This window comes from Streptomyces sp. NPDC048441 (assembly GCF_043200235.1).
Classification (GTDB): domain Bacteria; phylum Actinomycetota; class Actinomycetes; order Streptomycetales; family Streptomycetaceae; genus Streptomyces.
On record NZ_JBICXM010000013.1, the window covers coordinates 211,015 to 221,979 of the forward strand.

The 10,965-nt window shown below is 70.0% G+C and carries 9 protein-coding genes; all 9 read left to right on the forward strand.

Translation table 11 applies throughout. The features are described 5' to 3' along the window. Position 1: 1 nt before the first annotated feature. The 9 genes from dpgB to ACGFSB_RS29240 all read left to right on the forward strand — a co-directional run bounded on the left by dpgB (position 2) and on the right by ACGFSB_RS29240 (position 10,963). Complete coding sequence (dpgB, locus tag ACGFSB_RS29200) at positions 2 to 664, forward strand: enoyl-CoA-hydratase DpgB (RefSeq protein ID WP_393405372.1); 663 nt, start codon at positions 2 to 4, stop codon at positions 662 to 664. Further along, positions 661 to 1,947, forward strand: coding sequence for a (3,5-dihydroxyphenyl)acetyl-CoA 1,2-dioxygenase DpgC (gene dpgC, locus ACGFSB_RS29205; protein ID WP_393405374.1), 1,287 nt, complete (start codon positions 661 to 663; stop codon positions 1,945 to 1,947). Before dpgB ends, dpgC begins: the two co-directional genes overlap by 4 nt. Then, complete coding sequence (gene dpgD / locus ACGFSB_RS29210; protein WP_393405376.1) at positions 1,944 to 2,747, forward strand: enoyl-CoA-hydratase DpgD; 804 nt, start codon at positions 1,944 to 1,946, stop codon at positions 2,745 to 2,747. The genes dpgC and dpgD overlap by 4 nt, the downstream gene beginning before the upstream one ends. Positions 2,748 to 2,771: 24 nt before the next feature. Beyond that, the gene (locus ACGFSB_RS29215) at positions 2,772 to 3,572 is read left to right on the forward strand and encodes an alpha/beta fold hydrolase (protein WP_393405378.1); all 801 of its coding nucleotides are present in this window, start codon (positions 2,772 to 2,774) and stop codon (positions 3,570 to 3,572) included. Between the two features lie 59 nt (positions 3,573 to 3,631). Continuing rightward, complete coding sequence (locus ACGFSB_RS29220; protein WP_361823912.1) at positions 3,632 to 4,285, forward strand: response regulator transcription factor; 654 nt, start codon at positions 3,632 to 3,634, stop codon at positions 4,283 to 4,285. Between the two features lie 16 nt (positions 4,286 to 4,301). Beyond that, positions 4,302 to 5,549 carry a sensor histidine kinase gene (locus tag ACGFSB_RS29225; RefSeq protein ID WP_393405381.1) on the forward strand — a complete coding sequence of 416 codons (1,248 nt, stop codon included), beginning with the start codon at positions 4,302 to 4,304 and terminating at the stop codon, positions 5,547 to 5,549. 177 nt (positions 5,550 to 5,726) lie between these two features. Further along, positions 5,727 to 5,972 carry an MbtH family protein gene (locus ACGFSB_RS29230; protein WP_393405383.1) on the forward strand — a complete coding sequence of 82 codons (246 nt, stop codon included), beginning with the start codon at positions 5,727 to 5,729 and terminating at the stop codon, positions 5,970 to 5,972. 51 nt (positions 5,973 to 6,023) lie between these two features. Then, complete coding sequence (locus tag ACGFSB_RS29235) at positions 6,024 to 8,237, forward strand: ABC transporter ATP-binding protein (RefSeq protein ID WP_393405448.1); 2,214 nt, start codon at positions 6,024 to 6,026, stop codon at positions 8,235 to 8,237. A 50-nt stretch (positions 8,238 to 8,287) separates the two neighbouring features. Further along, positions 8,288 to 10,963, forward strand: a complete 2,676-nt coding sequence (locus tag ACGFSB_RS29240; RefSeq protein WP_393405385.1) for an amino acid adenylation domain-containing protein — start codon at positions 8,288 to 8,290, stop codon at positions 10,961 to 10,963. Positions 10,964 to 10,965 lie beyond the last annotated feature (2 nt).

The following is a 10,965-nucleotide window of genomic DNA, read 5'->3' on the forward strand; positions in this document are numbered from 1 at the left end:
CGTGAAAGAGGCGTTGACGCTGACCGTGGACGGCACCGAGCCGATGTCGGCCGCCGTCGTCTCGGCCGTGCAGCAGGTCTGCGACCGGGCCGAGGCACAGGGCGGCTCCGGCATCCTCACCGTCCACGTCTCCGGCGCCCCCAGCGGCGACTGGACCAGCGGACTCGACGTGATGCTGGTCAGCAAGTGGGAGCGGACGCTGCGCCGCCTTGAACGGCTCCCCGTCGCCACGGTTGCGGTCGCCGGCGGCGACTGCGGAGGGACGGCGCTCGACGCGTTCCTGGCCGTGGACGTCCGCGCGGCGACGAACGGCACCCGGCTGCTGATCCCCCGGGACGCCACCGCCACCTGGCCCGGCATGGCGGGCTACCGGCTCGTCGCGCTGGTCGGCACGGCGAGGATCCGCCGCGCCGTGCTCTTCGGCCTGCCGATCGAGGCTCCCGAGGCGCTGCGTCTAGGCATCGTCGACGAGATCGTCGACGAGCCCGCCGCCGCCACGGCGGCCGTCGCCGGACTCGCCAGCGGTCTTGTCGGCAAGGAGCTGGCGATCCGGCGGCAGTTGCTCTTCGACGCCGCGACGATGAGCTTCGAGGACGCGCTCGGCCCGCATCTGGCCGCCTGCGACCGGGCGCTGCGCGGCACGGCCCAACAGGAAGCGTCGTGACAGCACCCGACAAGACGGACCGGGACATCTGGCCGAACCTGCGGGAGGCGGCGGCCCGCGTGGAGGACCTGATCGCGGCGCTCCCCGACCCCGGTGCGCGCACGCACCCGCAGCGCGCGGAACTCGCCGCCGCCAAGGACGCGGCCCGCGCGCTGCGGGTGCACTACCTCGACACACACGCCGACGCCGTATTCGAGCGGCTCGCCGACGGGCTGCGCATCGACGAACTGGTGGCAGCCGCCGCGGACGCATGCCCCGGCCTGGTGCCGACGGAGAAGCAGCTCGCCGCCGACCGCGGCCGCCGCCAGGCGGACAAAGAGGGCTGGGAGATAGACCAGGGCATCTTCCTGCGGGCAGTGCTGCGCTCCCCGCTGGCGGGCCCGCGGGTGCTGGACGCGATGCTGCGGCCGACACCGCGCGCCCTGCGGCTGCTGCCGGAGTTCCGCCGCACCGGAGTGCTGCGCACCCGCTCGGTCCTGCTGGAACGGCGGGACGGCGCCGCGCACCTGACGATGTGCAGGGACGACTGCCTGAACGCTGAGGACGGTGAGCAGGTCGACGACATGGAGACCGCCGTGGACCTCGCGCTCCTTGACGAGGAGGTGCGCGTCGGCGTGCTGCGGGGCGGGGAGATGAGCCATCCCCGCTACCGCGGCAAGCGGGTGTTCAGCGCCGGCATCAACCTCAAGAGCCTTCATGCCGGCGGCATCTCGCTGACCGGCTTCCTGCTCCGCCGCGAACTCGGCTACCTCCGCAAGCTGGTCACCGGCCTGCTCACCGACCACGCCGGGTCCTGGCATTCCCGTACGGTCGAAAAGCCCTGGATCGCGGCCGTCGACACCTTCGCCATCGGCGGCGGTATGCAGCTGCTGCTCGCCTGCGACCAGGTGCTCGCCGCGTCGGACGCCTATCTCACTCTGCCGGCCGCCCGCGAGGGCATCGTGCCGGGAGCCGCCAACTTCCGCCTCGGCCGGCACACCGGTCCGCGGATCTCCCGCCAGGTCATCCTGTCGGGGCGGCGGATCTGGGCGACCGAACCGGACGCCCGGCTGCTGATCGACGAGGTCGTGGAGCCCGGCGAGCTCGACGCCGCCGTGGCTCGCGGCGTGGCGCAGATGCAGAGCCCGGCGGTCGTCGCGAACCGCAGAATGCTGAACGCCGTCGAGGAGCCGCCGGAGGAATTCCGCCGGTACATGGCCGAATTCGCGCTGCAGCAGGCGCTGCGCCTGTACGGCGAGGACGTCATCGACAAGGTCGGCGGATTCGCGGGGCGCGCCGGATGAATGACGTCGGCCCTCGGGTGCGGTGCGTCACGCGTGACCACGTCGCCTACGTCACGCTCGACCGCCCGGACGTGCTCAACGCGATGGACCTGCGCATGCACGAGGAGCTCGGCGCGGTCTGGGACTACGTCGAGGCCGACGACGAGGTACGCGTCGCCGTACTCACCGGGGCCGGCGACCGCGCCTTCAGCGTCGGACAGGACCTCAAAGAGCGCGCCCGCCTTGCCGCCCAGGGCGCGCCGCCGACCACCTTCGGCAGCCGCGGCCAGAGCGGCTGGCCGCGGCTCACCGACCGCTTCACGCTGTCCAAGCCGGTCCTCGCGCGGGTCCAGGGCTACGCCCTCGGCGGCGGGTTCGAACTCGCTCTGGCCTGCGACCTGATCATCGCCTCCGAGCGGGCCGTGTTCGGCCTGCCCGAGGCGCGGCTCGGCCTGATCCCCGGCGCGGGCGGCGCGTTCCGGCTGATCCGGCAGCTGCCGCAGAAGGTCGCGCTCGGACACCTGCTGACCGGCCGCAACCTCGACGCCGCCGAGGCCCTGCGGTACGGCCTGGTCAACGAGGTCGTACCGCCCGACCGGCTGGACGACTGCGTCACGGCGTGGACGCGGGACCTGGTGCGCAGCGCCCCGCTCTCGGTACGGGCGATCAAGCAGGCCGCCCTGGCGTCGGTCGACATGCCGCTCCCGGACGCGTTCACCGCCACCTACAGCTGGGAGGAGCGCCGCAGACGCAGCGGCGATGCGGCGGAAGGGGCCAAGGCCTTCACGGAGAAGCGCGAACCCGTCTGGACCGGTAAGTGAGCGGAGAGCAAGGGGGGATGCCCGATGCCGGTGGTGCCTGTCAACGGGATCAGGCTGAGCTACGACGACCACGGTTCCGGAGAGCCGGTGGTGATGGTCACCGGAACCGCCGCACCCGGGCGGATCTGGCGCACCCACCAGGTTCCCGCCCTGAAGGCGGCCGGCTACCGGGTCGTCACCGTCGACAACCGGGGCATCCCGCCGACTGACGCCGGACCTCAGCCGTTCACCCTCGACGACATGGCGGCTGATGTCGCCGGCCTCATCGGGCACCTGGGCGCGGGCCCGTGCCGGGTCGTCGGCTTCTCCCTGGGCGGCATCATCGTCGCCGAACTGCTGCTGGCCCGCCCCGATCTCGTCCGGCAGGCCGTGCTGATCGCCTCCTGTGGCCGGGCGGACGCGCTGATCGAAGCCATGGCGGCCGCCGACCTGGCACTGGCTGACAGCGGCGCCCTGCCGCCGGCGTACGCGGCCTATGCGCAGGCGATCCAGAACCTGTCGCCGGAAACCCTCAACGACGAGGAACGCCTACAGGACTGGCTGGCCGTCTTCGAGCTGTCCGGGGCCGCCCCCGGGTCGGTCCGCGCCCAGCTGGGCCTGCAGCTGATCGGCAACCGGCTGCCCGCCTACCGCCGGATCGGCGTGCCCTGCCACATCATCGGCTTCGCCGACGACCTCGTCGCCCGCCCGCACCTGGTCCGTGAGGTCGCGGCGGCGATCCCCGGCGCCGGTTACACCGAAATCTCCGGCTGCGGCCACTTCGGCTGCCTGGAAAAGCCCGACGCGGTGAACGAGGCGATGACCGGATTCTTCACGCCCAGCTGACGTATCCGAGCGATAGCGTTATCGGCTGAAGGCGACCGGGCTGCGCTAGAGGTGGGGCGATGAGAGTGCTGGTGGTTGAGGATCATGCCGTGCTAGCGGAATCGGTGGCGCGGGTATTACGCCGCGAAGGAATGGCCGTCGATGTCGTACACGACGGTGAACGCGCCCTGGAGAGCACCTCCGTCGTCGACTACGACGTCGTCGTGCTCGACCGGGACCTCCCCGGAATCCACGGCGACGACGTCTGCGGCACGCTGGCCGAACAGCCGCAGCAGCCCCGTGTGCTGATGCTCACCGCCTCCGGCACGATGGCCGAGCGGGTGGATGGGCTGAATCTGGGCGCGGACGACTATCTGCCCAAGCCCTTCGCCTATCCGGAGCTCATCGCCCGGATCCGCGCCATCTCCAGGCGCCCGCAGCAGGCGCTCGCGCCCATCCTCGACCACGGCGACCTGCGGCTCGACCCAGGCAAGCGGCTCGTCACTCGCGGCGGCGAGCGGCTGCCGCTCAACCCCAAGGAACTGGCGGTCCTCGAGTACCTCATGGCCGCCGAGGGCCGGGTGGTACCGACCGAGGAACTGCTGGAGCGGGTATGGGACGACGCGACGGACCCGTTCACCAACACCGTCAAGACGACGATCAACCGGCTGCGCGCGAAGCTGGGGTCCCCGCCCGTGATCGAGACGGTACCCCGCGGCGGGTACCGGATCTGACCGGATCTGAGGTGTCATGCGCTCGTTCCCGCTGACCGCGACCTACCTCACCCGCGCCCGGGCCGCCGCGCTGCTGCGGCCCCGGCGGGTACGTATGCGCCTCACCCTGCTGTACGGAGGGCTGTTCGTCCTGTCCGGCGCGGTGCTGCTCACCATCACCTATTTGCTGGTGGCCGGCTCCACCGGCGGGCCGGTCCTGGTCAAGGGCGTACAGGAGTCGGCGGAGTCGGGAGGGCCACCGCGGCGGAGCCGGTTCGTCGGCGACGGCCAGCCGGCCCCGACGAACCAGCTCACGAAGGGACTTGAGCAGCAGGCCGCCCGCACCCACGAGGAAATGATGAGCCGGCTGCTGTTCGAGTCGGCGATCGCGCTCGCGATCACGGCGGTGATCGCGATCTGGCTCGGCTGGGTCGTTGCTGGCCGGGTGCTGCGGCCACTGCGCTCCATGACCACTGCCATCCAGCAGATCACGGCACGCAATGTGCACGAGCGGCTGGCAGTCGACGGCCCAAGCGACGAGCTGAAGGACCTCGCCGACACGGTGGACGGCCTGCTCGGCCGACTGGAGACGGCCCTGGACTCCCATAGACGCTTCGTCGCCAACGCCGCGCACGAACTGCGCACCCCACTCACGCTGGAGCACGCGCTGCTCGAGGAGTCCCTCATCGACGGCGCCCCGACGGTCGAGTCCTTCCGCAGCAACTTCGAGCGGCTGCTGGCAATCAGCAAGCAGCAGGGCCGACTGCTGGAGTCGCTGCTGTTCCTGGCGACCAGCGAGCGCGGCCTCGAGCAGCCGGAGCCGCTGGAGCTGGCGCACCTCGCCGACGAAATCGTACGGACCTTCCGCCCGGCCGCCGAACGGCGTGGCCTGCGGCTCGTCGCCGATGTCGAGCCCGCCGCCCTGCACGGCGACCCAGCGCTGGTGGAACGGCTGCTGGCCAACCTCCTCGACAACGCGATCGACTACAACCGCCCCGACGGGCAGGTGGAGATCACCATCGGCACCCGCTCCGGCCGGGCCTTCGTCCGGGTCGCCAACACCGGTCCGCAGGTCCCCGCGGACCAGGTCGACCGGCTGTTCAACCCCTTCCAGCGGATGCGCCGCAACGCCGACGACGGCCACCACGGCCTCGGCCTGTCCATCGTCCGCTCCATCGCCACCGCACACGACGCCGAACTCACGGCGCAGGACCGCCCGGACGGCGGCCTGGTCGTGCAGGTGGCCTTTCCCGCACAGCGCAAGCTCACCGGCGCTGCGACGTGAGCGGTGAGAAGAAAGGCCGACAAGTCTAAATAGCGTGTCCAAATAGCGTGTCCAAGTGCCGAGAATGAGCGGTTGGACAGGGCTGTCAAATTACGCTGCTTGTCGTCTACCAGGGCCCTGATTATTGTTGGCCATGCCCAGGTGAACCCATTGGTGAACCCATTGACGGGAGTGGTCATGGCGAATCCCTTTGACGACGAGAACGGTTCCTTTCTGGTGCTGGTGAACGACGAAAACCAGCATTCGCTCTGGCCCGCATTCGCCGAGGTGCCCGCCGGCTGGAAGGTCGTTTTCGGCGAGGGAATGCGAGCGGCCTGCATGTCGTACATCGAGGAGAACTGGACGGACATGCGTCCGAGGAGCCTCGCCGAGGCGATGGACGCGGCCGACGGAGAGAAGGCCACGGCCGAATCCGTCAACTGACGAAGACCGACCGGACGGCGAGACAACGGGACAGAGGTGGTAACTGTGGCCATGATGGGTGGCCCAGGACCGGTGATCGTGCGAGGGGACGGACCGGATCCGTCCATGGGGAGACAAGAGGTCAGGCCCGGCACCGCTAAGCGAATATTCCCGTACGCCAGGCGACACCGCCGTCTAATTGCGGGCCTGCTGGCGACGACGACGCTGAACGCCGGCATCGCGGTTGCCATTCCGGTGATGTTCAAATACCTCATCGACAACGGAATTTTCAAGAACGACACCTCGGCCGTCGTATGGATAGCCGTGGCCGTCGCCGGACTATCCCTCGTGTCCGGCCTGCTGGGATTCGTGGAGGCCTGGGTGTCCGCCCGGGTCAGCGAGGGGCTCATCTACGACCTGCGGACCGAGGTCTTCGACCACGTACAGCGGCAGCCACTGGCCTTCTTCACCCGGGCCCAGACCGGAGCGCTGGTCAGTCGGCTCAACACCGACGTGATGGGAGCACAAATGGCGCTCACCTCGCTGCTCTCCACCGTCGTCTCCGCCGCGCTCACCCTCACCTTCATCCTGATCACGATGATCTACCTGTCGTGGGTCATCACACTGATCGCCCTGCTGCTGGCCCCGTTCTTCGTGGTGCCCGGCCGGATCATCGGCCGCCGGATGCAGCGGCTCATGCGGCGGCACATGCAGATCAACGCCGAAATGGGCTCGATGATGCATGAGCGGTTCAACGTCACCGGCGCCCTCCTCGCCAAGCTGTACGGTCGCCCCGGCCGGGAGTCGGCCGAGTTCTCGGGACTGGCGGGCAGAAGCCGCGACGTGGGTGTGCAGACCTCCGTCCACATGAAGCTGCTCTTCCTCTCCACCATGCTGGTCAGCTCGCTGGCCACGGCCGCGGTGTACGGGGTCGGTGGCCACCTGGTCATCGACCGCACTATCCAGATGGGCACCCTGGTGGCCCTGGCCACCCTGCTCACCCGGCTGATGCAGCCGATCGGCCAGCTCTCCAACGCCCAGGCGGACGTGATGAATACGCTGGTCAGCTTTGACCGGCTGTTCGAGGTCCTGGACCTGAAGCCGCTGATCGCGGAGAAGCCGGACGCGGTAGAGCTGCCGGCGGCGAGCAGGGCCAGCAAGGGTGCCGGCAGCGGTGCCGACGGCAAGCAGCCGCCCGCCGTGTCGGTCGAGTTCGACAATGTGTCGTTCCGCTATCCCAAGGCAGCCGACGTGTCGCTCGCCTCCCTCGAATCGATCGCGCTGCCGATGCCGGAGCGAGCCGGCGACGCCTGGACCCTGCGCGACCTCACCTTCACCGCACCGGCCGGCAAGCTCACCGCGCTGGTCGGCCGCTCCGGAGCGGGCAAGACGACCATCACGCACCTGGTGCCGCGCCTGTACGACCCGGGCGCCGGCACGGTGCGCATCGGCGGCCATGACCTGCGCGACCTGACCCTGGAGTCCGTGCTGGACACCGTCGGCATGGTCACCCAGGATGCGCACCTCTTCCACACCACCATCCGCCAGAACCTCACTTACGCCCGCCCGGACGCCACCGAGCAAGACCTGATCGACACCTGCAAGGCCGCGCAGATCTGGGAGCTGATCGAAGCGCTTCCGGACGGCTTCGACACCGTGGTCGGCGACCGCGGCTACCGGCTCTCCGGCGGCGAAAAGCAGCGCATCGCCATGGCCAGGCTGCTGTTGAAGGCCCCGTCCGTCGTGGTCCTCGACGAGGCCACCGCACATCTCGACTCGGAGTCCGAGGCGGCCGTACAACAGGCCCTCAAGACCGCACTGAAGGGGCGCACCTCGCTGGTCATCGCCCACCGGCTGGCAACGATCCGCGACGCCGACCAGATCTTGGTGATCGACGAGGGCCGGGTCCAGGAGTCGGGCACCCACGAGGAATTGCTCGAACAGGGTGGGCTGTACGCCGAGCTGTACCGGACGCAGTTCGCCGACCAGTCGAAGAACGGATCGCCGTCACCGCGACCGGAGCTGGAGCCGGTGCATGCAGGCGGGCCCACTCCTGGGCCGGGCGGTCCTGGCGGTCCTGGCGGTCCTGGTGGTCCTGGTAGTCCTGGTGGCCGTGGTCCGGTGCGGATCGGGATGGGACCCGAACCCGGGATGGGCCCCGGGCCGGGAATGGGACCAGGGCCGGGAATGGGCCCCGGGCCGGACATGGGACCGGGCCCCGGCGGGCCCGGAGGCGGCCCCTTCTTCCACCAGGGCCCGCCGCCACCGCCGCCGGAGCACCGCTAATTCCGCACGCCCAGCGATCGACGATCGACGACCCAGTGGAGACCTCTGGCATGTCTGACTCTCGCCGCACAAGTGTCACCAACACCGTTCCGGAACTGATCCGGGCCCACGCGCTTCGGTCGCCGAATGTGGTGGCGGTGCGGTGTGGGGCGGAGGTCCTCTCGTATGGGGAGTTGGAGGCCGGGTCGAGTCGGCTGGCTCGGTATCTGCGTCGTCGGGGTGTCCGGTCTGAGTCGCGGGTGGGTCTGCGGTTGCCGCGGGGTGTGGACATGGTGGTGTCGATGCTGGCGGTGTGGAAGGCCGGGGGTGCGTATGTGCCATTGGATCCGGAGTACCCGGTCGAGCGGCTGGAGTTTATGACGGTCGACAGCGGTGCGTCGGTGGTGATTGACGGTGAGTGGCTGGCGGACACCGGCGCGGCCATTGCGGCCGAGTCGGATGCGCCGCTCGAAGTGGAGCTGGATCCTGATGAGTTGGCGTATGTGATCTACACCTCGGGGTCGACGGGTCGTCCGAAGGGTGTGGCGGTGGCGCATCGGGGTGTGGTGAATCTGGTGGAGGCGATGGGTCCGGTGTTGGGTGCCGGTCCGGGTGAGGTGACGTTGCAGTTCGCGTCGTTCAGCTTCGACGCCTCGGTCCTCGACGTGGCCGTGACGCTTGCATCCGGTGGCACGCTGGCGATCGCCACCGGTGAGGAGCGCACGGATCCGCAGGCCCTGTCGAGGATGATCCGGGGCAGTGGCGTGACGGTGGCGAGCGTGGTGCCGTCTCTGTTGTCTGTGCTGGATCCGCAGACGGTTGCGGGGGTACGGAATTGGGTGCTGGGTGCCGAGCGGCTGACCGCGGATCTGGCCGCCAAGTGGTGTGCGCAGGCGGGGCTCTGGAACACCTACGGACCCACCGAATCCACGGTGATCGCCACCGCCGTGGAGCTGCCCGCCGGCCTCACCCCGGACGACCAGCCCCCGTCCATGGGCCGCGCCCTGCCCAACACTCAGGTCTTCGTGCTGGACGACCTACTGCGCCCGGTGCTGCCGGGTGTCGTGGGTGAGGTGTATCTGGCTGGTCCGGGTCTGGCCCGCGGCTATCTGGGCCGCCGGGAGCGGACCGCGGAGCGCTTCGTGGCCTGCCCGTACGCCGAGGGCGGGCGCATGTATCGCACCGGCGACCTGGCGAAGTTGAGCGGGGCCGGGCTGCTGCACTTCCAGGGGCGCGCGGACGAGCAGGTGAAGATCCGCGGCTTCCGTATCGAACTGGGCGAGATCGAATCCGTCCTCACCGCGCATCCTGCTGTCGCGCAGGCGGTGGTGGTCGTACGGGAGGACCGTCTCGCCGCGTATGTGGTCGCTCCCGGCGAGCTCGCTTCCGCCGCCGTGCACGAGTTCGCCGCGGCGCGTCTCCCGGAGCACATGGTCCCGGCCACGGTGACCGTGCTGGACGCGCTGCCGCTCACGCCCAACGGCAAAATCGACAAGGCGGTACTGCCGACCCCGACCGTACGCGAACCGGGTCGGGCACCCGTGACGCCCGCTGAACTGCTGCTGTGCGATCTCTTCGCCGAGGTCCTGTGTGTGGGGGAGGTCGGTGCCGACGGCGACTTCTTCGCACTGGGTGGAGATTCGATCCTGTCGATGATGGTCGTATCCGGCGCCCGCCGGGCCGGCTTCGCGGTCACGACCAGGCAGGTCTTCGAGGAGCGGACCGCCGCCCGTATCGCCGCGGTCGCGCTGCCCCTGGGCGACGCTTCCGGAGCCGTCGACTCAGCTGCCGGTACGGGTGAGATGCCGCTCACCCCCGTCATGCTCGAACTGCTGCAGCGGGTGCGGCTGGAAGACCTGCCGGAGGTCTTCCAGTCAGCCCTGGTCGCGACCCCGCGGGGAATGGACACGGCCACCATGACGGCTGCGGTGCAGGCGCTGGTGGCGCGGCATGACGTGCTGCGGGCGCGGTTGGTGCCGGGTGCGGAGGCGCGGCTCGAGGTGCCGGAGACGGTGTCGGGGCGGGTGTGGGTGCGTCGGGTGGATGCGGCTGGCGCGGACGTGGAGGGAGAGGCGCGGGCGGCGGTGGGCCGGTTGGATCCGTTGGCCGGTGTGATGGTGCAGGCGGTGTGGTTCGACGCCGGGGCGGATACGCCGGGCCGGTTGCTGCTTGTGGTTCATCACTTGGTGGTGGACGGGGTGTCGTGGCGGGTGCTGCTGCCGGATCTGGCGGAGGCGTGTGCGGCGTTGGCCGCGGGTCGGGAGCCTCTGCTGGCGCCAGTGGCGACGTCGTTCCGGCATTGGGCGCGGGAGCTTCAGGCGCAGGCCGGGAGTGCGGGGCGGTTGGCGGAGCTGGAGGCCTGGGCCGGGATGCAGGCGGGTTCCGACGCGCTGCTGACGACGCTGCCGCTGGACCCGGCCGCGGACTTGGGCACCACTGTGCGGCGGGTGTCGGTGCGGGTGCCGGTGTCGGTGACGTCGGCGTTGTTGACCGGGGTGCCGGCGGCGTTCGGTGCCAAGGTTGATGAGGTGCTGCTGGCTGGGTTGGCGGCGGCGATAGGGGAGTGGGGCGACCAGAGCCGGATTTCGTTCCTAGTGGATGTCGAGAGCCACGGCCGGGAGCCGTTGGGTGATGGGGTGGATCTGTCGCGGACGGTGGGCTGGTTCACGGGTGTGTATCCGGTCCGGGTGGATGCCGGTGGGTCGGTGGCGGTCGGGAGGTCGTCAAGCGGGTCAAGGAGCAGGTGAGG

Bases quoted from the DNA above. Each gene is read 5' to 3' on its own strand.
- dpgD (WP_393405376.1), top strand. From the start codon at position 1,944: ATGAATGACGTCGGCCCTCGGGTGCGGTGCGTCACGCGTGACCACGTC.
- ACGFSB_RS29215 (WP_393405378.1), top strand. From the start codon at position 2,772: ATGCCGGTGGTGCCTGTCAACGGGATCAGGCTGAGCTACGACGACCAC.
- ACGFSB_RS29220 (WP_361823912.1), top strand. From the start codon at position 3,632: ATGAGAGTGCTGGTGGTTGAGGATCATGCCGTGCTAGCGGAATCGGTG.
- ACGFSB_RS29225 (WP_393405381.1), top strand. From the start codon at position 4,302: ATGCGCTCGTTCCCGCTGACCGCGACCTACCTCACCCGCGCCCGGGCC.
- ACGFSB_RS29230 (WP_393405383.1), top strand. From the start codon at position 5,727: ATGGCGAATCCCTTTGACGACGAGAACGGTTCCTTTCTGGTGCTGGTG.
- ACGFSB_RS29235 (WP_393405448.1), top strand. From the start codon at position 6,024: ATGATGGGTGGCCCAGGACCGGTGATCGTGCGAGGGGACGGACCGGAT.
- ACGFSB_RS29240 (WP_393405385.1), top strand. From the start codon at position 8,288: ATGTCTGACTCTCGCCGCACAAGTGTCACCAACACCGTTCCGGAACTG.